The organism is Streptomyces glomeratus (assembly GCF_021462825.1).
Lineage (GTDB): Bacteria > Actinomycetota > Actinomycetes > Streptomycetales > Streptomycetaceae > Streptomyces > Streptomyces glomeratus.
On the sequence record NZ_JAKEEB010000009.1, the window covers coordinates 160786 to 184377 of the forward strand.

Annotated in this window: 18 protein-coding genes and 1 pseudogene; 15 read left to right on the forward strand and 4 right to left on the reverse strand. The window is 70.3% G+C overall.

From position 1 onward, the window contains the following. The first annotated feature begins 53 nt into the window (after positions 1-53). The 4 genes from lnt (at position 54) to LZ604_RS13605 (ending at position 5053) form a co-directional block, all read left to right on the forward strand. On the forward strand, positions 54-1715 hold the full coding sequence (gene lnt, locus LZ604_RS13590; protein WP_234515321.1) for an apolipoprotein N-acyltransferase: 1662 nt from the start codon (positions 54-56) through the stop codon (positions 1713-1715). 9 nt (positions 1716-1724) lie between these two features. Further along, complete coding sequence (locus LZ604_RS13595; RefSeq protein WP_234515322.1) at positions 1725-2204, forward strand: NUDIX hydrolase; 480 nt, start codon at positions 1725-1727, stop codon at positions 2202-2204. A 54-nt stretch (positions 2205-2258) separates the two neighbouring features. Beyond that, entirely contained in the window at positions 2259-3059 is an 801-nt protein-coding gene (locus tag LZ604_RS13600) for a 3-hydroxybutyrate dehydrogenase (protein ID WP_234515323.1), read from the forward strand. A gap of 68 nt (positions 3060-3127) precedes the next feature. Beyond that, the gene (locus LZ604_RS13605; protein WP_234515324.1) at positions 3128-5053 is read left to right on the forward strand and encodes a helix-turn-helix domain-containing protein; all 1926 of its coding nucleotides are present in this window, start codon (positions 3128-3130) and stop codon (positions 5051-5053) included. Between the two features lie 126 nt (positions 5054-5179). Here the strand turns inward: LZ604_RS13605 and LZ604_RS13610 are convergent, their stop codons facing one another. Continuing rightward, on the reverse strand, positions 5180-6565 hold the full coding sequence (locus LZ604_RS13610; RefSeq protein WP_234515325.1) for an MFS transporter: 1386 nt from the start codon (positions 6563-6565) through the stop codon (positions 5180-5182). A gap of 404 nt (positions 6566-6969) precedes the next feature. On the opposite strand from LZ604_RS13610, the gene LZ604_RS13615 reads away from it, so the two are divergent. The 4 genes from LZ604_RS13615 to LZ604_RS13635 all read left to right on the forward strand — a co-directional run bounded on the left by LZ604_RS13615 (position 6970) and on the right by LZ604_RS13635 (position 13276). Beyond that, positions 6970-7512, forward strand: coding sequence for a DUF4232 domain-containing protein (locus tag LZ604_RS13615; protein WP_234515326.1), 543 nt, complete (start codon positions 6970-6972; stop codon positions 7510-7512). 89 nt (positions 7513-7601) lie between these two features. Then, a complete protein-coding gene (locus LZ604_RS36235; protein WP_372482134.1) occupies positions 7602-8075 on the forward strand; it encodes a hypothetical protein in 474 nt (157 codons plus the stop codon). Positions 8076-8603: 528 nt separating this feature from the next. Then, complete coding sequence (gene fxsT, locus LZ604_RS13630) at positions 8604-11840, forward strand: FxSxx-COOH system tetratricopeptide repeat protein (protein WP_234515328.1); 3237 nt, start codon at positions 8604-8606, stop codon at positions 11838-11840. Continuing rightward, positions 11837-13276 carry a TIR domain-containing protein gene (locus tag LZ604_RS13635; protein ID WP_234515329.1) on the forward strand — a complete coding sequence of 480 codons (1440 nt, stop codon included), beginning with the start codon at positions 11837-11839 and terminating at the stop codon, positions 13274-13276. Before fxsT ends, LZ604_RS13635 begins: the two co-directional genes overlap by 4 nt. Positions 13277-13410: 134 nt before the next feature. Here LZ604_RS13635 and LZ604_RS13640 read toward each other — a convergent pair whose 3' ends face one another. Both LZ604_RS13640 and LZ604_RS36240 read right to left on the reverse strand, forming a co-directional pair. Further along, positions 13411-14556 carry a WD40 repeat domain-containing protein gene (locus LZ604_RS13640; protein ID WP_234515330.1) on the reverse strand — a complete coding sequence of 382 codons (1146 nt, stop codon included), beginning with the start codon at positions 14554-14556 and terminating at the stop codon, positions 13411-13413. Between the two features lie 205 nt (positions 14557-14761). Then, positions 14762-14959 (reverse strand): annotated as a pseudogene (locus tag LZ604_RS36240) (nSTAND1 domain-containing NTPase); the annotation flags it as partial. Positions 14960-15247: 288 nt separating this feature from the next. On the opposite strand from LZ604_RS36240, the gene LZ604_RS13645 reads away from it, so the two are divergent. The 5 genes from LZ604_RS13645 (at position 15248) to LZ604_RS13665 (ending at position 20002) form a co-directional block, all read left to right on the forward strand. Next, on the forward strand, positions 15248-16333 hold the full coding sequence (locus LZ604_RS13645; protein WP_234515331.1) for an S-(hydroxymethyl)mycothiol dehydrogenase: 1086 nt from the start codon (positions 15248-15250) through the stop codon (positions 16331-16333). After that, the gene (locus LZ604_RS13650) at positions 16333-16965 is read left to right on the forward strand and encodes an MBL fold metallo-hydrolase (protein WP_234515332.1); all 633 of its coding nucleotides are present in this window, start codon (positions 16333-16335) and stop codon (positions 16963-16965) included. Before LZ604_RS13645 ends, LZ604_RS13650 begins: the two co-directional genes overlap by 1 nt. A 250-nt stretch (positions 16966-17215) precedes the next feature. Then, positions 17216-17578 carry a bifunctional 3-phenylpropionate/cinnamic acid dioxygenase ferredoxin subunit gene (locus tag LZ604_RS13655; RefSeq protein ID WP_234515333.1) on the forward strand — a complete coding sequence of 121 codons (363 nt, stop codon included), beginning with the start codon at positions 17216-17218 and terminating at the stop codon, positions 17576-17578. Further along, positions 17575-18738 (forward strand): NAD(P)/FAD-dependent oxidoreductase, encoded by a 1164-nt coding sequence (locus LZ604_RS13660; RefSeq protein ID WP_234515334.1) that lies wholly within the window; start codon positions 17575-17577, stop codon positions 18736-18738. The genes LZ604_RS13655 and LZ604_RS13660 overlap by 4 nt, the downstream gene beginning before the upstream one ends. A gap of 130 nt (positions 18739-18868) precedes the next feature. Next, on the forward strand, positions 18869-20002 hold the full coding sequence (locus LZ604_RS13665; protein WP_234515335.1) for an aromatic ring-hydroxylating oxygenase subunit alpha: 1134 nt from the start codon (positions 18869-18871) through the stop codon (positions 20000-20002). 70 nt (positions 20003-20072) lie between these two features. Here the strand turns inward: LZ604_RS13665 and LZ604_RS13670 are convergent, their stop codons facing one another. Next, positions 20073-20870, reverse strand: coding sequence for an IclR family transcriptional regulator (locus LZ604_RS13670; RefSeq protein WP_234515336.1), 798 nt, complete (start codon positions 20868-20870; stop codon positions 20073-20075). Positions 20871-21021: 151 nt separating this feature from the next. Between LZ604_RS13670 and betA the strand changes: the two genes are divergently transcribed. After that, the gene (betA, locus tag LZ604_RS13675) at positions 21022-22692 is read left to right on the forward strand and encodes a choline dehydrogenase (protein ID WP_234515337.1); all 1671 of its coding nucleotides are present in this window, start codon (positions 21022-21024) and stop codon (positions 22690-22692) included. A 3-nt stretch (positions 22693-22695) separates the two neighbouring features. Further along, positions 22696-23532: a methylenetetrahydrofolate reductase gene (locus LZ604_RS13680; protein ID WP_234515338.1), complete on the forward strand. Its 837-nt coding sequence runs from the start codon at positions 22696-22698 to the stop codon at positions 23530-23532. Positions 23533-23592 lie beyond the last annotated feature (60 nt).

Here is a 23592-nt window from a genome sequence, read left to right on the forward strand (position 1 = left end):
AGCCGTATGGACCGAGCTGTCCGGGGCCTGGTCACGCGCCGTAGACTCCCCGGGTGACCGTCACCGCAACTCCCGTGGGCGAGCCGGAACAGCTCGAACCCCAGGCCGCACCCGCACCCCGTGGTGCCCGCCGGGTACGGCGCCTCCTTCCGGCCGCCGCAGCCGCGCTCTCCGGAGTGCTGCTCTACGTCAGCTTTCCGCCCCGGAGCCTGTGGTGGCTGGCCCTCCCGGCCTTCGCCGTCTTCGGCTGGACCCTGCGCGGCCGCACCTGGAAGGCGGGCCTCGGCCTCGGCTATCTGTTCGGCCTCGGTTTTCTGCTCCCGCTGCTGGTATGGACCGGCGTCGAGGTCGGCTCCGGCCCCTGGCTCGCTCTGGTCGCGGTGGAGGCCGCCTTCGTCGCGCTCGTCGGCGCGGGCATCACGCTGGCCTCCCGGCTCCCCGCCTGGCCAGTGTGGGCGGCCGCCATATGGATCGCGGGAGAAGCGGCACGCGCGCGTGTGCCCTTCGGCGGCTTCCCCTGGGGGAAGATCGCCTTCGGCCAGGCGGACGGCGTCTTCCTGCCGCTCGCGGCGGTGGGCGGCACCCCGGTGCTCGGCTTCGCCGTCGTACTGTGCGGCTTCGGTCTCGCCGAGACCGTACGCGTGGTCGCGGACGGGCGGCGCAATGCCGGCGTCCTTCGGCGCGGAGCCGCCGTCGTGGCCCTGCTGAGTGTCGCGGTTCCCGTGGTGGGCGCCGTCGCCGCGCGCTCCCTGGTCAGCGACAAGGCCGAGAACGGCACCGCGACCGTCGCCCTCATCCAGGGCAACGTGCCGCGCTCGGGGCTCGAGTTCAACGCCCAGCGGCGCGCCGTTCTCGACTACCACGCGCGCGAGACCGAGCGCCTGGCCGAGAAGGTCAAGGCGGGCAAGGTCCCGCGGCCCGACCTGGTGCTGTGGCCGGAGAACTCCTCCGACATCGACCCCTTCGCCAACGTCGATGCCGCCGCGGTGATCAGCGGGGCCGCCCGCGCGATCGGCGCACCCGTCTCGGTGGGCGGTGTCGTCGAGCGTGACGGCAAGCTCTACAACGAGCAGATCCTGTGGGACCCGGACAAGGGCCCGGTCGACAGCTACGACAAGCGGCAGGTCCAGCCGTTCGGCGAATACCTCCCACTGCGCCCGCTGCTGGGCGCCATCAACAAGAACTGGACGTCGATGGTGCGCCAGGACTTCAGCCGGGGCCACAAGCCGGGCGTGTTCAGCATGGCGGACGCCAAGGTGGGACTGGTCACCTGCTACGAGGCCGCCTTCGACTGGACGGTGCGCTCGACCGTCACGGACGGCGCGCAGCTGATCTCGGTGCCCAGCAACAACGCGACCTTCGACCGCAGTGAGATGACCTACCAGCAGCTCGCCATGTCCCGGGTGCGCGCGGTCGAGCACAGCCGGACCGTCACCGTCCCGGTGACCAGCGGCGTCAGCGCGGTCATCATGCCGGACGGGAAGATCACCCAGCGGACCGGGATGTTCGTGGCCGACTCGCTGGTCCAGAAGGTGCCGCTGCGTTCCTCCGAGACCCCCGCCACACGGCTCGGCACCCTGCCCGAGGCGGTGCTCGTGGTCATCGCGCTGGGCGGGCTCGCCTGGGCGATGGCGTCGGCGGCACGCGGCCGCCGCGACCGCGCCGTCCAGGATGTCCGCCCGGAGGACACGAAGATCTCTGCACCGGCCCCATAGGGTCTCCCCATGGCCACTCCCGAATTCATCACAACCATCCGCGCCTCCGCGGGCCATCAGCTGCTCTGGCTCCCCGGCGTCACCGCCGTGGTCTTCGACGACGACGGCCGAGTCCTGCTGGGGCGCCGGGCCGACAGCGGGCGGTGGTCGCTGATCGGCGGCATTCCGGACCCGGGCGAGCAACCTGCCGCCTGCGCCGTGCGCGAGGTGCACGAGGAGACGGCCGTGCGGTGCGTCGCGGAGCGGGTCGTCCTCGTCCAGGCGCTGACCCCGGTGACGTACGCGAACGGCGACACGTGCCAGTACATGGACATCACGTTCCGCTGCCGCGCCGTCGGGGGCGAGGCGCGTGTCAATGACGACGAGTCGCTCGACGTGGACTGGTTCCCGGTGGACGCGCTGCCGGCGATGGACGAGCTCGCGTTGCTGCGGATCAAGCAAGCGCTGTCGGACGCACCCACATGGTTTGACCCCACTAATCTCTTGTGAAGTGTGGGTGTTGACCATATGAGGCGTGGGTGGGGCGCTGTCTAGGGTTGACACATGACCGAGCCCCGCCCCCTGTCGGCCCCCCACGCCCTCTCGCTCGATCTCGGCGGTCGCACCGCCCTCGTCACCGGTGCCGCCGGCGGCATCGGCCGCGCCTGCGTGCTGCGGCTGGCGGCCGCCGGGGCCAAGGTGAGAGCGGTGGACCGGGACGCCGCCGGCCTCGACGACCTCGCCGAAGCGGCCGACGGCCTTCCGGGCACCGTCGAGCCGCACGGCCTCGACCTCACCGACCTCGACGCGGCCGAACTCGCCGCCGCCGGCACCGATGTCCTGATCAACAACGCGGGACTCCAACTGGTGCGGCCGCTGGAGGAGTTCCCGCCCGATGTCTTCCACACCGTCCTCACGGTGATGCTCGAGGCGCCGTTCCGGCTCATCCGCGGAGCACTGCCCCATATGTACGGCCAGGGATGGGGCCGTATCGTCAACGTGTCGTCGGTCCACGGGCTGCGCGCCTCGGCCTTCAAGTCGGCCTACGTCGCCGCCAAACACGGGCTGGAAGGGCTCTCCAAGACCGCGGCCCTCGAGGGCGCGCCCCACGGTGTCACATCGAACTGCGTGAACCCGGCGTATGTGCGCACACCCCTCGTGGAGAAGCAGCTCGCGGACCAGGCGAGGGCGCACGGAATCCCCGAGGAGCGCGTGCTGTCCGAGGTGCTGCTCCAGGACACGGCCGTCAAACGGCTCATCGAACCGGAGGAGGTCGCCGAGGCGGTGGCCTATCTGTGCAGCCCCGGGGCCTCCTTCATCACCGGTACCTCGCTGGTCCTCGACGGCGGCTGGACCGCCCACTGAGCGGGAGCATGCCAAGAGTTGTCCACAGGGCCGGTGGAGCCGGCCCTGTGGTGGGCCATCCTGGGGGCATGTCACGCGATCACGTACAGTCCGCGGCACCCCCCGGCACCCATGACGAGGCCCCGTTCCTGGAGCTCCTGGCCCGGGGCGCGTCGGCCGACGCCTACGAGCAGCCGGTGCTGCTCGCCCGCGCCGAGGGCCTGCCTCCCGAGCGCATCGACGCGCTCGAACAGGCGAAGCGTCTCGCGTTGCGTGTGCGTGCGGAGATGGAGGGCAGGCGCCGCCGGGAAGCCGAGCTGTCCGCACTCTTCGAGACCGCCCACGACCTGGCGGGCCTGCGTGACCTCGACGCCGTCCTCTCGGCGATCGTCCAGCGCGCCAGGTCGCTGCTGAGCACCGACGTCGCCTATCTGACCCTGCACGACGAGGCTGCGGGCGACACCTATATGAGGGTCACCGAAGGCTCGGTCGCCGCGCGCTTCCAGCAATTGCGCCTCGGCATGGGCGAGGGACTGGGAGGACTCGTCGCGCAGACCGCCCGCCCCTATGTGACGCCCGACTACTTCCAGGACGGCCGCTTCCAGCACACACGGACGATCGACTCCGGTGTCCGTGACGAAGGGCTCGTGGCGATCCTCGGTGTGCCCCTGATGATCGGCCCGCAGGTCATCGGGGTGCTGTTCGCGGCCGACCGGCGTGCCCGGGTGTTCGAGCGGGAGGAGATCGCCCTCCTGGGCTCGTTCGCCGCGCTGGCCGCCGCGGCCATCGACACCGCGAACCTGCTCACCGAGACCCGTTCGGCCCTCGACAGGCTCGCGAGCGCCAACGAGATCATCCGTGACCGCAGCGCGGTCATCGAGCGGGCCTCCGATGTGCACGACCGGCTCGCCGAACTCGTCCTGCGCGGCGGCGGCGTCCAGGACGTCGCCGCGGCGGTCTCCCAAGTCCTCGACGGCACGGTCGAGTTCGCCGAGGCGGACGCCGCCCCCGCCGCGGCCTTGGAAGCGTCCCGCGCCGAGGGTCATGCGGTTCGGCGCGGGGACGACTGGGTCGCCGCCGTAGCGGCCGGCGGCGAACTGCTCGGCGCGCTGGTACTGCGCGGCCATCCACGACTCGACCCGGTCGACCAGCGCACCCTCGAGCGTGCCGCAATGGTCACCTCCCTGCTGCTGCTCGCCCGTCGCTCGGCAGTGGATGCCGAACAACGCGTGCGCGGCGAGCTGCTGGACGACCTCCTCGACGCCCGTGACCGCGACCCACGCGTCCTGCGCGAGCGTGCCTCGCGGCTGCGCGCCGATCTCGACGCCACCCATGTCGTGCTCGCCGCCCGCCTCGACGGCGCAGCGGCCGACGCCGACCAGGAGGCGGCCGCCCGCCGCCGTCTGGCGTCCGCCGCGTCCCACCTCGCGGCCACCCGTCACGGGCTCGCGGCCGCCCGCGACGGCGGTACGGTCCTGCTGCTGCCTCTGGAAGGCGGCGCCACCGCAACCCGGTTGGCCCGCCGCACGGCCCGTCAGCTGGGCACCGCCGTCCACGAAGCGGTCACCGTCGGTGCCTCCGCCCCCGTCGAGAACCTCGCCGCCCGCCCGGACAGGGTGGCCGCGGCCTACACGGAGGCGCAGCGCTGCCTGGAGGCCCTGCGCCTGCTGGGACGGGCGGGCGACGGTGCCGCGGCGGAGGACTTCGGCTTCCTGGGGCTGCTGCTCGCCGGGGACAGAGACATCGCGGGGTACGTCGAGCGTACGATCGGCCAGGTCGTCGCCTACGACGACCGGCGGGGGACCGATCTCGTCCGCACCCTCGACGCCTACTTCGAGTCGGGGATGAGCCCGGCCCGTACCAAGGACCGGCTGCATGTCCATGTGAACACGGTGGCGCAGCGACTGGAGCGGGTGAGCCGGCTCCTCGGCGACGACTGGCAGTGCCCGGCCCGCGCCCTGGAGATACAGCTTGCCCTGCGCCTGCACCGGTTGTCGTCGGCGCCCCACGGCTGACCCCGGACCCGCGGACGGCCCCCCGGTCGCACCGCGCATGGGGGCCGACCCGTCGAATCCCCCCACCCGGACGCGCACCGGTCCCGTACGCCGCGACGCACGGGACCGGAGGGAGGAACCGGGGGATCAGGCGGTACGGGCATCCGCCGTCCGGGTCCCCGCGGATGCGGTGTCCGCCGGGTCGTCCACCCGCGCCAGATCGCGGTCGCGTGTCTCCTTCGCGACGCCCACCGCGACCAGCGTCAGCACGGCGGCCGCGATCACATAGAGGGCGATCGGCGTGGAACTGCCGTAGTCGGACAGCAGTGCGGTGGCGATGAGCGGGGCCGGGGCGCCGGCCGCCACGGAGGCGAACTGGGCGCCGATGGACGCACCCGAGTACCGCATGCGGGTGGCGAACATCTCGGAGAAGAAGGCCGCCTGGGGTGCGTACATCGCCCCGTGCAGCACCAGACCAACGGTCACGGCGAGGACGAGGTTGCCGAAGCCGCCGGTGTCGATGAGCGAGAAGAACGGGAACATCCACAGGCCGACTCCGGCCGCGCCCAGCAGATACACGGGCCGGCGGCCGATCCTGTCCGACAGCGCGCCCCACGCCGGGATGACGGCGAAGTGCACCGCGGACGCGATCAGCACGGAGTTGAGGGCCGTCTGCTTGGACACGCCGGCCGACGTGGTGGCATAGACGAGGATGAAGGCGGTGATCACGTAGTAGCTGATGTTCTCCGCCATCCGCGCGCCCATCGCGACCAGCACATCCCGCCAGTGGTGCCGCAGAACGGACACCAGCGGCAGCTTCTCCGCGTCGGCGTCCTTGGCCGCCTTCCGGGCCTCGGCCTGCTCCAAAGCCTGCTGGAATACAGGCGATTCATCGACAGACAGACGAATCCACAAGCCGACGACCACCAGCACTCCGGACAGCAGGAACGGTATGCGCCATCCCCAGGTGCCGAACGCGCTGTCGGAGAGCACGGCGGTCAGCAGGGACAGCACACCCGTGGCGAGGAGCTGGCCGGCCGGCGCCCCGGTCTGCGGCCAGGAGGCCCAGAAGCCGCGCCGCCGTGCGTCGCCGTGCTCCGAGACGAGCAGTACGGCGCCGCCCCACTCGCCGCCGAGCGCGAACCCCTGCACCAGCCGCAGTGTGGTGAGCAGCACGGGGGCGGCGGTGCCGGCCGTCGCGTGCGTCGGCAGCAGACCGATGGCGAAGGTGGCCCCGCCCATCATCAGCAGGCTCAGCACCAGCAGCTTCTTGCGCCCGAGCCGGTCACCGTAGTGCCCGAAGACCAGAGCACCGAGCGGCCGCGCGGCAAACCCCACCGCGTACGTCAGAAACGAAAGGAGGGTGCCCACCAGAGGGTCGGAGTCCGGGAAGAACAGCTTGTTGAAGACGAGCGCGGCGGCGGATCCGTACAGGAAGAAGTCGTACCACTCGATGGTGGTACCGATGAGGCTGGCGGCGACGATGCGGGGGAGGCTGGTCGGGGCTGGCGGAGCGCTTGCGGGCGACGACATCGGCACCACTTCCTGGCGTTCGACGGGGGACGTTTGCGTGTCGCCACACCGTAGGAACGGGCAGGTCAGAGGCGTATGTGGTGGGACACCATAGTTCTGGGCGCGGGAGTGCGTGCGGCCACCATGTCGGCGGTGCAGGGGCCACTACCGAGTTCTGGGCCGTCGTCGGGATGCTGACCATTGCCATGGACGGGCTGTTGCAGTGGGGGAGTTGGCGGCGGTCCTCGGACGCACCGAAGACGACCGGGGAAGAGGCGAGGTTCGCGGCCACAGTGGGAAGCCCGAATGGCGGGAAAAGGCTCCCCGGCACACCGAACCTCCCCCCAGGCATTGCACGTCTTCAGGCGCGTAGGCGCGCACTGACCTCGCGTGCCGATTCGTATTCGAGGGGAACCCGAAACACTATGAAGAGCAAGCTGACCGCCGTGGCCCTTGCGGCCGTCGTCGTCGCCGGCACTGCCGCTGCCGCCATCCCGGCCTCGGCCGCCCCCGCCAAGGCCGAGCCGACCCGCTGCCACACCGCCGACCTCAAGGCCGGCTTCGCCATGGGGGATGACGCGAAGCCGGAGATGGGGCAGACCGCGAAGCAGACCGAGGCGTACATCTGGTTCACCAACCGGAGCAAGCACACCTGCACCCTGTCCGGCTTCGCCGGGGTCGACATGGTCGGCGCTCAGAAGACCGACGGCACCTGGTCGCTGGCGCGCTCCTCCAAGAAGCCCGAAAAGCTGACCCTGAGGCAGGGGGACACGGTGGACTTCAGCATCACCCTGCTCCCGGTGGCCAAGTCCACGCCGCAGAACGAGAAGTTCGTTCCGGCGAAGTTCCTGGTCACCCCGCCGAACGAGACGACGCACTTCACCCTGAAGTGGCCGTTCGGCGGCCAGATCCTCAAGCAGGACGGAGCCACCCACCCGGGTACCTACGTCAACCCGGTCGGCCGGTAACCAAGCTGGGTGGCCTCTGAGCTTCCCCTCAGCGTCGCTGGTGGCCACCGACGGACTCCCGGAATGAGCTGTAGCCTCCGGGTGGTGCGGTGGCCACGTCTGACAAGCGGCACGCTTACGCGCAGCAGCCGTTGACGGTCGCGGCGAGGTCGTCCATGGCGTTCCTGATGGCGTTCGGGTCGGCCGTGGCGCCGTTCTCGGCGAAGGAGAACACCTTCCACTTGCCGTCCTTGCCCCGGGTCAGACCGCTCAGCGACGTCGTCGCGGTGCCCCCGGGCGCCGACACCGAGCACGGTGCCGACATCCTGGACGCGGTCCTGGCCGAGATCGACCAGGCCCGAATCCTGCCGGACGGCATCCGGCACGCCCTGGTCCGGTGCGCCACCGGTTGCACGCCCGACTTGGCGTTCCGACTGCTGCTGAGAGCAATCTCCGAGACCGGGCACCGGGTTGGCGCGAAGCTCTCCCAGGAGCAGTACGCGCGACTACGCGTGCTGGGGTCGGCGATGCGCTACGGAGAGTCCCTCGTGTCAGAAGTGGAATACCTGGTCGAGCAGCCATAGCGACACGGACGGCGTTTCTCCCCCCTGTCGGTTGGGGGGCACCCCACGTGACGCGCAGATTCTCGGCAACCCTCCTTCGGAGAAGGGTTCGCCACGCGCCCCGGGCCCGGCCGCCATCAGGACTGTGAAGGCGTCTGCATCGCGCAGGCTGGTGCTCCATAGAGAGCGCGCGGAGGCGGGGCAGGTAGGTGGACCGTGTCTGGGTGTCGGTACGGCGGCTGCCCAATACGAACGGGGAGGGGCTGAGGCGAGTTGGGTACTTGCAGCAGCCGCACGGGCAGCACGGCGGTTACTTTAGCTCCTGGCGCGTCCCTATGACGTTCTCGAGCATCGGCATCTGGTGGGTGGTCACCGGCAGTACTCGACGGGGTCGGGCTGGTCGAGGCGAATGACGAACTCTGCCCGGTCGGGGCTGTGGGCCTGCAACCGGAGTCATGCCTTCTGTTTCTTGTGAAGCGGAGGTTGTCGGGACCCTTCCGTCTTAGGGTCGTTGTCCTGATCGCAGGTCGTGGGCGGGGACGGGCGGGGATGACCGAGAACGACGACAGCCAGCGCGTGTTTATCAGCTACGCGGGGCCGGACCGGGCCTGGGCGGAGTGGGTGGGCTGGCAACTGCTGGATGCCGGGTGGTCGGTTGAGCTGGACCGCTGGGACTGGGCGGCCGGCGACAACTTCGTCCTCAAGATGCAGAGCGCGATCGACCGAGGGCGGATCGTGGCGTTGTTCTCTGCCGCCTACTTCGATCAGGACCGGTTCACCACGGCGGAGTGGGGAGCCGTGCTGGCCGCCAGGCGGCGACTGGTGCCGATCCGCATCGACGGCACGGCGGTGCCGCCGATCCTGCGGACGCTTGTAATGGCCTCCCTCGCAGGGCTGGACGAGGATGCGGCGCGCGAGACCTTGCTCACCGCGGTCATGGGGCCCCGGCGCCGGCCCACAGCGCCTCCCGCGTTCCCCGGCTCGGTCTCCGCGCCGCGCCCGGGACCGAAGTTGCCCGGGCGGCTGCCCCGGGTGTGGAACCTGCCGCGGCGCAATCCGGACTTCATCGGGCGGGACGCGCTGCTGGTGGCGCTGCGAGAGGCTCTGACGGCCGGGCCACGGGGGGCACTGCGTGTGCTGTGCGGACGTGGGGGTGTGGGAAAGAGCCAACTGGCCGTGGAGTACGCGCACCGATTCGCTGGAGAGTACGAACTGGCCTGGTGGGTGAGCGCGGAGGAACCGGCGCTGATTCCTGACCGGTTGGCGGCACTGGCCGTCAAGACCGGTGCGGCCGAGAAGGGCACACCCGTCGCGGACGCGATGGACGCGCTCGCGGACGAGCTGCGCACGCGCGAACGGTGGCTGCTGGTCTTCGACAACGCCGAAGATCCGGAGGCTGTCGACGCGTACCTACCGGAGGGCGGCGGGCACGTGCTGATCACGTCCCGCAATCCGCACTGGGAGGGCCGGGCCGTGCCGGTGGACGTGGCCACCTTCGCGCGTGAGGAGTCGGTCGCGCTGCTCCGGGCGCGCGTTCCGCAGCTGTCCGTGAACGACGCCGGCCGGCTGGCGCAGGCGCTGGAGGACCTGCCATTGGCCTTGGCGCAGGCCGCGGCGCTGGTAGGGGACGGGATCAGCGTGGACAGGTTCCTGAACCTGTTCGAGGCCAGCGTCGACACCGTGCTGCAGCATGGCCGTCCGGCCACCTACCCGGTGTCGCTGGCCGGGCAGATCCGGTTGAGTACAGAGCGCCTGAGGACCGCCCATCCGGCTGCCGCGGCACTGCTGCGGGCGTGCGCACTCCTGGCACCCGAACCCTTCCCGCTGCATGCCTGCGCCCGCGTGGACCCCGATGTGCCGCTGCTTGGAACCGTCCTGGACAGCCGACTGGAGATGCAGGAGGTACTGCGCGCGCTGGCTCAGTCCGGGCTGGCCCGGGTGCAGGACGGGTCCGTGCAGGTGCACCCGCTGACGCACGCGGTCGTCCGTGCGCAGATGAGTGAGGACGAGCGTGAGGCCGCCGCGTACGCGGCCGAGGCGCTGCTGGTCGCCGCCACTCCCGACGACGCAACCGATCAGGAGACACAACGTGCCTGGCCTGCCGTGCTCCCCCATCTCCTTGCCGCGGATCCCGCCGCTCTCACCACCGCGGAGGGTCGTTCCGCGGCGCGCGAGGCATGTTGGTACCTGATGGATCGCGGCCAGGTCCAAACCGCGCTGCCCCGTCTCGAACATCTCCTCACGGTCTGGGGCGGGCAACTAGGCCCCGATGACGTCCATGTGCTGTGGACCGCTACCTACCTGGCCCGTGCCTGCAGCCAGGCTGGTGAACACGACCGGGCCAGGGAACTCGACGCGGACACCCTGTCCAGGCGGCAGCGCGTTCTGGGCGAGGACCATCCCGACACTCTGGACAGCGCCATGAACCTGGCGGGCCGGCTGGTGGAGTCGGGCGATGTGGAAGCGGCCCGGACGCTGAACGAGGACACCCTCGCCCGCCTGCGCAGGGTGCTAGGCGAGGACCATCCCAGAACGCTCGACGCCGCGACGGATCTGGTGCAGAACCTGAGCGCTCTGGGTGAGTGGGACGCGGCGCGCGTGCTGGGTGAGGAGGCGCTGGTCCGGCGGCGCCGGGTGCTGGGCGAGGACCACCCGGACACGATCACCTCGGCCTCCCGGCTCGTGGACGCTCTGGCCGCCCTGGGTGAGTGGGACGCGGCGCGCGTGCTGGGTGAGGAGGTACTGCTCCGGCGGCGCCGGGTGCTGGGCGAGGACCACCCGGACACGATCACCTCGGCCTCCCGGCTCGTGGAGGTACTGGCCGCCCTCGGCGACCGGGACACTCCGCACACGCCAGGGTCCCCGAACAACGAGGAGACTGCGGTCACGGAGTGGTATGTGCTCTCCTCGCCCCGCGCCGAGCGCACCCTGCGTGGCACGCATCCCGGCGCGAGCCCCGGCGACGCCTCCACGCGGGCCTGGACTCCCGTCGCCCCGATCCCTCATCCGTCTGGAGCCGCGAGCGACCAACCCAGAGTGTTCATCAGCTTCGCCTCGGACGATCGTTCCTGGGCGGAGTGGGTGGCCTGGGAGCTCTCAGGATGGGGGCACGACGTCCGCCAGAGCACGGGGGCGGTGGGTGACGGGGAGAGCTACGTGCGCCAGGTTGAGGACGCCCTGCGGCACGTCGACGTGGTCATCACGCTGCTCTCCCCGCGCTACCTGGCCTCGCCCTCGTGGGCGCACTCCGACTGGTCGTCCAGCGAGGTGGCGGCAGCCACCGCGCACGGACGCCTCGCCCCCCTCCTTGTGGAGCCGGTCGATCCCGGCATGGTGCCGGACGTGCTGCGCGTCGGGCTCACACCCGCCCTGCAGGGACTGGACGCGGAGGCGGCTCGTGAGATCCTGCAGTACGTCCTGAGGCGTCCCCGGCAGCAGAACCACGAGCCCTCCTACCCCGGCGCAGCTCCAGGAGCGGCCGGGCGGGCGGCCGTCCTGCAGAGCCGGCTGGTCGCCACCCTCGCGGAGTCACCGCTGCTCGCCGACACCGCGTCGCGCAAGCTGTGGACCGACTTGATCAATGATCTGACGTCGACGCCGCTGCCGTTCGCCGAGTACCCGACGCTGCGGACCCACCTCACGGGCGTCGTCCGCCTGTGCAGCACCACGCCGGGAACGCTGTCGGCCGCGGTCAGCGCACTGGAGATGCTGGAGCCCGACAACAGTGGGCTGGAGGAGGCCCGCCGCATCGTAGAGGAGATCGAGCGCCTGCGGGACCGTCGGTGAACGGGCCGCTCCCGCCGGGGCGAGACCGCCTTCACGCCGACGACCCCGCCGCCGACACGGAAGACAGTCCCTGCTGGTACTTCCTCAGCTACTCGGAGCAGGACGAACTGCGGAGCCGGGTGCAGCGGTTCCACCACGACATCCAGTCCGAGGTCCGCGGCCTCCTGGGAAAGGACCACCCCGGCGCGGGTTTCATGGATGTGGAGGACATCGAGCCGAGCGAACGGTGGCGTCCCCGGATCTGGAACTCCGCCCGCAGGGCCCATTGCATGATCGCCCTCTACTCGGCCAGCTACTTCGGGAGCGACTGGTGCGGACGCGAGTGGGCGGTCTTCGTCGAACGCATCCGCCGTCACGAGCGCCAGGGAGGCAGAGCCCGTCACCTGATCGGCCTGGTCTGGCGGCGTGGCCCCAAGCCGTGGCCCGATGGCGTAGACGAATACCAGTACGTCAGTCAGGCGTTCGGCAGCATGTACGAGAAGCACGGCCTGTTCCACACGGTGCCCGCCGACGGCCCGGCCGGCGATGACTACTGGGAATTGGTGCGCGAGGTGGCCCTGGAGGTCGCGAGGGCCGTGACGCGCCCGGAGATCCCCGTCATCTCCGCGGAAGCCGCCCGGACCGTGGTCCCGCTGTTCGGCCGCAGCGTGCTGCGGCCCGTCGACATCGTCGTCAGCCACGCGGACGCGGAGGCCGACGCCGCGTGGGGACGCTGGGTGACGTACCACCTCCGGCGTGCCGGTTACGACGTCGACGCGCACGTGCTTTCGCCAGACAGCAGAGACACGGTCCATGTCCTACGGAACTCACTGCGGCGCGCCCGAAAAGTGATCGTCCTCCTCTCCGAGGAGTACCTCACCACCGGCGACATGACGGAGACCCTCCTCGACGAGGCGCTCTCCGACGGGTCGTCCGACTGGCGGCGTCTCTTCCCGATCCTCCTTCACCCCGGCCTGGAACGGCCTCTACCCAGCCGACTCCGCGAGATTTCCGACGTCCGCATCGGCGGACCGGACGAGGTGGCCTCCCGGGAGGTCCTCCTCAGGGTGGCCGCCGCCCCATTACGGGAGTCCGAGCGGCGACCCGTCTACCCTCCCGGTGTTCCCGGCACTGCCGCGCACCCCGTCTTTCCCGGCGAGGGGATACTGCCCCTACGTGCTGTGGTGGACGCTCTGGCACAGGCGGTCTCGTTGCGGGAACCGTCGGTCCGCGGTGTCTGGTTAGCCGAGTCCGGGCTCGACGTGAGCTCCGTGAACCTGTCCATCCCGCTGCGTCCTCTCCTCTACGAGATCGCCCGGGCCTGCCAGAAGCAGACCGGAGGTTACGAGCGGCTGGCCGACGCGCTGGACAGGATCGAACCGCACTCCCAGGCCGCTCGCGCACTGCGTCGCGCGGTGGAGCCGACGATCCCGCCGGGGACGGAGCCCGGTTCCTAGCGTCCGGCCCGGTCGTGGGCGTTCGAGAACCACAAGGGACGGCGCGAGTGCGAGTCCCCCAAGAAGGTCGTGGTCGCGGGGGCTGCGAGGCGGACCTCGGTTGTACCCCCGTGATACCGACCGGATGGCGTAGTTCAAGCGGGCGTGCCGGAGGATTGGCCCGCCAGGTACATTGAGCGCTCACTTCGAGTGAAGGTCCTGTGGACTGCTTGGTAGATCTTCCTCATCGCGGAGAGAGGATCAGAAAGAGAGACATCCCAGAGCTGGACCTTCCCATCGTCCCCGCCGCTGGCCAGGGCGCGGCCGTTGGGGCTGAACGCCACCGACTCCACGCCGCCGGGGTGCCCGGTCAGGGTCGTACGCAGACCGCTGGTTGCCACGTCCCACAGCCGGACTGCGCTGTCGTTGTCGTCCCCGCCGCTGGCGAGGGTGTGGCCGTCCGGGCTGAACGCCACCGACTCCACGGCCTCGGAGTCCCCTTTCGGGTCTGTCTGAGGCCTCGAACCGCGCCATGCGCCGGTCAGGGTGGTGCGCAGTCGGCCGGTCGCGAGGTCCCAGAGCCGAACCTTCCCATCGTCCCCGCCGGTGGCCAGCGTGTGGCCGTTCGGGCTGAACGTCACTGACTCCACGGTGTCGGTGTGCCCGGTCAGGGTGGTGCGTACCTTGCCTGTGGTTGCGTCCCACAGCCGCACTCCGTCGAACCCGCCGCCGGCCACGGTATGGCCGTCCGGGCTGAACGCCACCGACTCCACGCCGCCGGGAGTTCTCAGGACGGTGCGCAACTTGCCCGTCGCCGTATCCCACAGCCGGGCCTTCCCATCGAACTCGCCGGTGGCCACGGTGCGGCCGTTGGGGCTGAACGCCACCGACTCCACGCCGCCGGGAGTTCTCAGGGTGGTACGCAGCTTGCCCGTCATCGCGTCGCACAGCCGAACCTTCCCATCGCCGTCGCCGCTGGCGAGGGTGTGGCCGTCCGGGCTGAACGCCACTGACTCCACTGCCACGGCGTACCCGGTCAGACGGCGCCGGAGTGGAAGGGCTGCGGCGGCCATGAGGCTGGCGGTGGCTTCCTTTGTCGGACTGGTCTGGTAGGCCTTGACCGCCAGGAGCGAGGCCAAGTCAGGATTGGTCCCCAGGAGACCGTCCGACTCTGTGGCGAGCTGGCGTGAGAGGGCGATCCGTTGTGCGGTGAGCACCTCGTGCCGCTGATGCTCGCTGGCCCGGAACTGCTGCCACGCGATCAGTCCCGCGGTAAGGGAGAGCACGAGCAGGATCGACAAGGCCACAGTGAACTGGCGCAAGCGCCGGGTGGTGCGGCCGGCTGCTTCTTCTTCGTGACGGCGGGCTGTGGAGCTGCAGGTGAGAAAGTCACGCTCCACCGACGTGAGATCGCTCTCGACGTCCGTGAGGCGAAAGACCTCCTCGGCCGCGGTGAGTCGGGTGCCGCGATACAGCGCGCCCGGATCACGGTTGAGGCCGTCCCACGTCCGTGCGGCTTCGGTGAGCTGTCGATGAAGACGCAGGCGGTCGCGTGCTTCGTTGATCCAGGACGCGTACGGCGGCCGGCTGCGGACCTGTCGCCTCCGGGCTGCGCAGGCGCGGGATGAGGCCAGCGCGCAGCAGGGAGGACTTGCCACTGCCCGACGGGCCGAACACAGCGGTGAACCGGCGGGAGTGAGGCCGGCGGAGAGCGGGCCTGGCCGTCTCTTCGCCGGGGCCTGTGCCGCAAAGGCCGGCCGCCCCGGCCGTTGTTTCGGAAGCTGCCCCAGCGCAAGGGGCTGCACGGGCCCGGCGGGGGAGGTGTTCGCCGACGCGGTCCGCCCTCGCTCGGCCGACCCCTGCGCGGCCATGCGTCGTATCGCGTGACGGCTTCTTGACCGCTGCTGTGCTCTCCGCGATGCTGTGTTGCGAAAGACGAGATGCGTACCGTAATAGGCAACATCTCGACCCTCTGTCAGCCGAGGAGTGGCCATGTCTCAGCAGGTCCGTGCCGTCGTCGCGCGGAGCAAGGGCGCCCCCGTCAGTGTGGAAACGATCGTCGTGCCCGACCCCGGCCCGGGTGAGGCACTGGTCAAGATCGAGGCCTGCGGCGTCTGCCACACCGATCTGCACTATCGCGAGGGCGGCATCAGTGACGACTTCCCCTTCCTGCTGGGGCACGAGGCGGCGGGGGTGGTGGAGTCGGTGGGCGAGGGCGTCACGGACGTGGCGCCCGGTGACTTCGTGATCCTGAACTGGCGCGCGGTGTGCGGCCAGTGCCGTGCATGTCTGCGCGGACGGCCCTGGTACTGCTTCAGCACGCACAACGCGAAGCAGAAGATGACCCTGACCGACGGCACGGAACTCTCGCCGGCTCTGGGTATCGGAGCCTTCGCCGAGAAGACGCTGGTGGCGGCCGGGCAGTGCACCAAGGTGGACCTGGCCGCGTCGGCGGCCGCCGCCGGACTGCTGGGGTGCGGGGTGATGGCGGGCATAGGCGCGGCCATCAACACCGGCAACGTCGGACGCGGTGACAGCGTGGCGGTCATAGGCTGCGGCGGCGTGGGCGACGCGGCGATCGTCGGATCGAATCTGGCGGGTGCGGCGAAGATCATCGCGGTGGACATCGACGACCGCAAGCTGGCCACGGCGAAGAGGCTGGGCGCGACCCACACGGTCAACTCCAAGGAGACCGACGCGGTCGACGCGGTGCGCGAGCTGACCGGGGGGTTCGGCGCCGATGTCGTCATCGAGGCGGTTGGCCGTCCGGAGACGTACCGGCAGGCCTTCTACGCCCGCGATCTCGCCGGGACGGTGGTGCTGGTCGGCGTACCGACCCCGGAGATGAAGCTGGAACTGCCACTGCTGGACGTGTTCGGCCGGGGCGGGTCGCTGAAGTCGTCCTGGTACGGCGACTGCCTGCCCTCCCGCGACTTCCCGATGCTCATCGACCTCTACCTGCAGGGCCGCCTCGACCTGGACGCCTTCGTCACAGAGACCATCGCGCTCGACGAGGTCGAGAAGGCCTTCGAGCGCATGCACCACGGTGACGTCCTGCGTTCCGTGGTGATCCTCTGATGGCAGGCGCCCGCATCGAACGCCTCGTCACCTCGGGGACGTTCTCCCTGGACGGCGGTACCTGGGCCGTCGACAACAACGTGTGGATCGTCGGTGACGACAGCGAGGCGGTCGTCATCGACGCCGCTCATGACGCCGACGCCATCGTCCAGGCCCTCGGCGGACGCATTCTGCGCGCGATCGTGTGCACCCACGCGCACAACGACCACATCGACGCCGCACCGGATCTGGCCGCCCGCACCGGCGCCCCGATCCTGCTGCACGCCGGCGACCTGCCGCTGTGGAAACACACCCATCCCGACCGGACGCCGGACGGCGAGCTGGCCGACGGGCAGACCGTCGCGGTCGCGGGCGTCCGGCTGACCGTGCTGCACACCCCGGGCCACGCCCCGGGAGCCGTCTGTCTGTACGCACCGGAACTTGCCGCTCTGTTCAGCGGCGACACGCTCTTCGCGGGCGGTCCCGGGGCGACGGGAAGGTCGTACAGCGACTTCCCCACCATCATCGAATCGATCAGGGAACGTCTCCTCGCGCTGCCGCACGACACGGTGGTGCACACCGGTCACGGCGAGACCACGACCATCGGCGCCGAGGCGCCGCATCTCCAGGAGTGGATCGACCGCGGCTTCTGACCGCCCGGCGACGGCCTCGCCCCGGTGACGGTGTCCTGTGCACCGCCGCCGGCGGCGAGGCCGTCGTGCCCCCTGTCCGGCGCCTGTTCTCCCTGCTCACCTCAGTGGTTGGGGGTGCTTCGGCGTGCGTGGAGAACCGCCGTCGAAGCCGCCTCGAACCGACGCTTGGACGCCTTGACAAGGGTTTGGCGCGGCCCCAGACTGACGTTGCGCTAATCGCAATCCGTTTCGCTATACGCACCGAGGTGTCATGATGATTCCCGCGTGCCGTCTCGCGGATCTGCCGCGAGGCGAGGCCCACCGGCTCGACATCGACCCGCCGGTCTCGGTGTTCCACACCGATGACGGCGAGCTCTTCGCCATCGACGACACCTGCACCCACCAGGACGCCTCGCTTGCGGACGGCTGGCTGGAGGGCTGCGAGGTGGAATGCCCGCTGCACGCCTCGAAGTTCGACCTGAGGACCGGAGCCGTGGACGCCCCGCCGGCCAAGCTCCCGGTCCGCACACACGAGGTCGTCGTCGAGGACGGAACGGTCTATGTGCGGCTGTCCACGGAGGCGCCCAACCTGCCGCCGTGCATCGCCTCCCGCCTGGCCGGAGGCCCCGCGTGAGGACCGTGGCCGTGGTGGGCGCCTCGCTGGCCGGGCTCTCGGCCGCGCGCTCGCTGCGGAAACGGGGGTACGACGGCCGGCTGGTCGTGATCGGCGACGAGCCCCACCGCCCGTACGACAGGCCGCCGTTGTCCAAGGAGTTCCTGGCCGGTGCCATCGGCGAAGCGGACCTGGCACTGGAGAGGGACGACGAGGACCTCCGGGCGGAGTGGGTGCTCGGCGTCCGCGCCACCGGACTCGACCGCACCGAGCGGGCGATCCGGCTCGCCGACGGCCGGGAGATACGCGCCGACGGCGTGGTCATAGCGACCGGCGCGGCCGCCCGCACCCTGCCCGGCACTGAGGGCCTCGCCGGAGTCCACGCGCTGCGCACCCTCGACGACGCCCGCGCCCTGCGGGACGAACTGGCCCGGGGCGGACGGCTGGTGGTGATCGGCGGCGGCTTCATCGGCGCCGAGGTCGCCTCCACGGCCTACGCTCTCGGCCTCGAGGTCACCGTGATCGAGGCGGCGCCGACACCGCTGGCCGGACCGCTCGGCGAGGCGATGGGCGGCATCGTCTCCGCTCTTCACACAGACCACGGCGTGCAACTGCTGTGCGGAGTGGGGGTCAAGGGACTGAGCGGGGAGCGCCGGGTGGATGCCGTGCTGCTGGAGGACGGCCGCAGCGTTCCGGCCGACACCGTCGTCGTCGGCGTGGGCGCGCGTCCCTGCGTCGAGTGGTTGCAGGGGTCCGGTGTCGCACTCGACAACGGCGTGAAGTGCGGCGCCGACGGCCGCACCAGTCTGGCCGGGGTGGTCGCCGTGGGCGACTGCGCCAACTGGTACGACCCGCACACCGGCATCCATCGCAGGGTCGAGCACTGGACCGGCGCGCTGGAACGGCCCGACGCCGCCGTGGCCACGCTGCTCGCGCACGGTGCAACGGAACCGGGCGCGCCCCGGCCCGCGTACTTCTGGTCCGATCAGTACGGCGTGAAGATCCAGTTCGTCGGCCACGCCGCCGGGGCCGACAGCGTGACGGTCGAGGAGGGTACGACCGACGACCGTAGCTTCCTGGCCGTCTACCGGCGGGCCGGCAGGCCGGTCGCCGTGCTCGGGATGAACCAACCGCGGCTCTTCACCCGCTGGCGCAAGCAGTTCACCGCCGCCGCGTCTTGACACCGTGCCTGCGACATCTCATGCTGCGTTGCATATAACACGCAGCGTTGCCTCATACACAACGCCGTTCGAAGTCGCTCTTCCCGGCGCGTGACTGACCTTTCCACGACGTTTCCCGAGGAGTGCAGCGTTGACCTCGACAAACCTGCCGGACAGCCTGATCGCCACCCTCCCCGGCTCCGCGTACACGGACCCCGGCATCTTCGCCCAGGAGCAGGAGCGCATCTTCGAGGCGATGTGGTTCTGCGTTGCCCGGGCATCGGACCTGCCGAAGCCCGGAGCCTTCCGCACCGTCGACGTGGGCCGCGAGAGCATCCTCGTCACCCGGGCCCGGGACAACTCGGTCCGCGCCTACTTCAACGTCTGCCGCCACCGCGGAGCCAAGCTCTGCACCGATGGGACGGGCGAGGTCAAGCGTGCCTTCCAGTGCCCGTACCACGCCTGGACCTACGACCTCGACGGCAAGCTGGTCGCGGCACCCAACCTCACCAAGATGCCCGACGTCGGCCGCACCGAGTACGGCCTGGTGAGCGTGGCCGTCCGTGAATGGCTCGGCTACGTCTGGGTCTGCCTGGCGGAGGACCCGCCCGCCTTCGAGGAGGACGTCGTCGGCGAGGTCGTCGGCCGCCTCGGCGACGTGGAGTCGATCGAGCGCTACGACATCGCGAACCTCTCGGTGGGCAGGCGGATCGTCTACGACGTCAAGGCGAACTGGAAGCTCATCATCGAGAACTTCATGGAGTGCTACCACTGCGCCACGATCCACCCCGAACTCACCGAGGTCCTGCCCGAGTTCGCCGACGGCTACGCCGCCCAGTACTACGTCGGCCACGGCGCCGAGTTCGGTGCGGAGATCCAGGGCTTCACCGTCGACGGCTCCGAGGGCCTGGACCGCATCCCCGGGGTGTCCGAGGAGCAGGACCGCCGGTACTACGCGATCACGGTCAAGCCGCAGGTCTTCATCAACCTCGTGCCCGACCATGTGATCTTCCACCGCATGTACCCGGTGGCCGTCGACCGCACGGTCGTCGAGTGCGACTGGCTCTACCTGCCCGGCGTGGTGGAGAGCGGCAAGGACGTCAGCCGGTCCGTGGAGCTCTTCGACCGGGTCAACCGCCAGGACTTCGACGCCTGCGAGCGCACCCAGCCCGGCATGAGCTCGCGGCTGTACGCCAAGGGCGGTGTGCTCGTGCCCAGTGAGCACCACATCGGCGCCTTCCACGACTGGGTGCACGAGCGTCTCGGTACGGGGCAGCCGCAGTAGAGCAGGGGTGGGGCGCCCGTGGCCCGCGCCGGCGCACGCGGGCCGCTCGGCGGGGTGTGTACCGGTGCCCTCAGCCCAGGTACCCCATGCGGTGGCTGATCTCCTCCGCACCCTTGACCAGTACCGGAGCCAGCTCGTGCATGCGCTCCTCGGTGAACCGGTACGAGGGCCCGGAGGCGCTGATCGACGCGATGACCTGGCCTTCCCGGTCACGGATCGGCGCGGCCATGGCGTGCAGCCCGATCTCCAGCTCCTCCAGCGTCCAGGAGTAGCCGCGCTCCCGGGCCTCGGCGAGGTTCTTCTCGAGCTTCGCCTTGGAGGAGATCGTGTGGGGGGTCACCTTCTTCAGGCCCGCATCCGCCAGCAGTGCGGCGCGCTCCTTGGCGGGCAGGTGGGCCAGCATGATCTTGCCGCTGGAGGTGGCGTGCAGCGGGGTCAGCTCGCCGACCCAGTTGTGCGCGGCGACGGCGGCCGGGCCGCGTACCTGATAGAGGTTGATCGCGTAGTGCTCCTGCATGACGGCGATGTTGACCGTCTCGCCGATCTCCTCTGCGAGGCGCTCACAGACCGGACGGCCCTGCTGAGTGATGTCGAGACGTCCCGTGACCGCCCCGGCCAGGCGTACGATGCCGAAGCCGAGCCGGTACTTGCCACGCTCGCCCGACTGCTCCACGAGACCGCGCGCCTCCAGGGCGCCGAGCAGACGGAACGCGGTCGACTTGTGAACATCGATCTCGGCGGCCACCTCGCTCACGCCGGCTTCGCCGCGCTGGGCCAGGATCTCGAGGACGCTGATGGCCCGGTCGACGGACTGCACCCCGCCGGACTGCGAGCTGTTCGTTTCGGTGTCCGGGCTGTAGTTGCTCATAGCGGAACTATACGCGCAGTAAACAACGCACTAGCAAGTAACCCCGCGGAAACGAAGACCTTGCAGGTTGCGTGGTTCGCAACCTAGTGCGTATAGCGATACCCGTATTAGCATGCCCCGCGTATCGACGGCGCGAGCGAGACGAGGCACCATGGCTCCCCTGCACTACGACTTCGTCATCGTCGGCGGTGGATCAGCCGGCAGCGCACTGGCGAACCGGCTCTCGGCCGACCCCGGAAACCGGGTCCTCGTGCTGGAGGCGGGCCGGTCCGACTACCCCTGGGACGTGTTCATCCACATGCCCGCGGCGCTGACCTACCCCATCGGCAGCCGCTTCTACGACTGGAAGTACGAGTCCGAACCCGAGCCCCATATGGGCGGCCGGCGTATCTACCACGCCCGCGGCAAGGTGCTGGGCGGCTCCAGCAGCATCAACGGCATGATCTTCCAGCGCGGCAACCCCATGGACTACGAGCGCTGGGCCGCCGACCCCGGGATGGAGACCTGGGACTACGCGCACTGCCTGCCCTACTTCCGGCGGATGGAGAACTGTCTCGCGGCCGACCCCGACGACGAGTTCCGCGGCCACGACGGCCCCCTCGTCCTCGAGCGCGGCCCCGCCACGAACCCGCTGTTCGGCGCCTTCCTCAAGGCCACCCAGGAGGCGGGCTACGCCCCCACCGACGACGTCAATGGCTACCGGCAGGAAGGTTTCGCGAAGTTCGACCGGAATGTCCATCGCGGGCGTCGGCTGTCGGCCTCCAAGGCGTACCTCAAGCCCGCCATGAAGCGGCCCAACCTCACCGTCACCACCCGCGCCCTGGTCACCAAGGTCCTCTTCGAGGGCAAGCGGGCCGTGGGCGTCGAGTACCAGCGCGGCCGGGGCCCGGTCCGGCAGGTCCGCGCCGATGAAGTCATTCTGTGCGGTGGCGCCATCAACTCCCCCCAGCTGCTCCAGCTCTCCGGCGTCGGCAATGCCGCCGAGCTGTCCGCCCTGGGCATCGACGTCGTCCACGACCTGCCGGGCGTCGGCGAGAACATGCAGGACCACCTGGAGGTGTACGTCCAGTACGGCTGCAAGCAGCCCGTCTCCATGCAGCCGTACATGGCGAAGTGGCGTGCCCCCTTCATCGGGCTCCAGTGGCTCTTCCGCAAGGGTCCGGCCGCGACCAACCATTTCGAGGCCGGCGGCTTCGCCCGCAGCAACGAGGACGTGGACTACCCCAACCTGATGTTCCACTTCCTGCCGGTCGCGGTCCGCTACGACGGCTCCTCGCCGTCGGGCGGCCACGGCTATCAGGTGCACGTCGGGCCCATGTACTCCGACGCCGTCGGCTCCGTGAAGATCAAGAGCAAGGACCCGCGGGAACACCCGGCACTGCGCTTCAACTACCTCTCCACCGAGCAGGACCGCCGGGAGTGGGTCGAGGCGATCCGCGTGGCCCGCAAGCTGCTCAACCAGCCGGCGCTCGCCCCTTACAACGACGGTGAGATCTCGCCCGGACCCTCCGTCGAGACCGACGAGGAGATCCTCGCGTGGGTCGCCAAGGAGGGCGAGACGGCCCTGCACCCCTCGTGCACCTGCAAGATGGGCACCGACGAGATGGCGGTCGTCGACCCGCTGAGCATGCGGGTGCACGGCCTGGAGGGGCTGCGGGTCGTCGACGCCTCGGTGATGCCCTACGTCACCAACGGCAACATCTACGCGCCGGTGATGATGATCGCTGAGAAGGCGGCCGACCTGATCCTCGGCAAGGAGCCGGAGGCGCCCTCCAAGGCCGCGTACTACCGCCACCGCGACGCCCGGAAGCAGGCCGGGTAGGCCTTGGGCGCCGAGGCCCTGCGGGCGCTGCTGGGTCGCGTCCGCTACGAGGTGCTGCCGGCGAAGGCGACCGAGGAGAAGGTCCTCGCCCATGTCCCGCGCGACATCGTGGTCACGGTCACGGCTTCGCCGGTCAAGGGCCTGGAACCGACCCTCGGCCTCACCGAGCGGCTTACGGCACACGGCTACCGTGTCGTCCCGCATGTGCCCGCGCGGCTGCTGCGGGACGACACGCACCTGAAGGACGTCGTCGAGCGGCTGCGCACGGTGGGCGTCGACGACGTCTTCGTCCCGGCGGGCGACGCCGACCCGCCGGCCGGGCCGTACGGCGGGGCGCTGCCCGTGCTGCGCCGGCTGGACGAGCTGGGCGGGCCCTTCGCGCACCTGGGGATCACCGGATACCCGGAGAGTCATCCGTTCATCCACGACGACATCACCATCCAGGCGATGTGGGACAAGCGCGCGCACGCCACGTACATCGTCAGCAACCTGTGCTTCGATCCGCGTGTGCTCGGCGACTGGATCGCCCGTATACGGCGCCGTGACGTCACGCTGCCCGTGCACGTGGGCGTCGCCGGACCGGTGCAGCGCGCCAAGCTGCTGTCCATGGCGACGAAGATCGGGGTGGGGGAGTCCACGCGCTTCCTGACCAAGCACGCGTCCTGGTTCCTGCGGTTCGCGACGCCCGGGGGGTACGTGCCCGAGAGGCTGCTCGACCGCTGCGCGGAGGCGCTCGCCCGGCCCTCGGCACGAGTGGCAGGCCTGCATGTCTTTACGTTCAACCAGATCGCCGAGACGGAGAGATGGCGCCGCGCCTTGCTGGACCGGCTGGGCGGCTGAGGGCGGACACGAAACGGGGGGCGGGGCCGGACTCCGGCCCCGCCCCCCGTCGATGTGTCG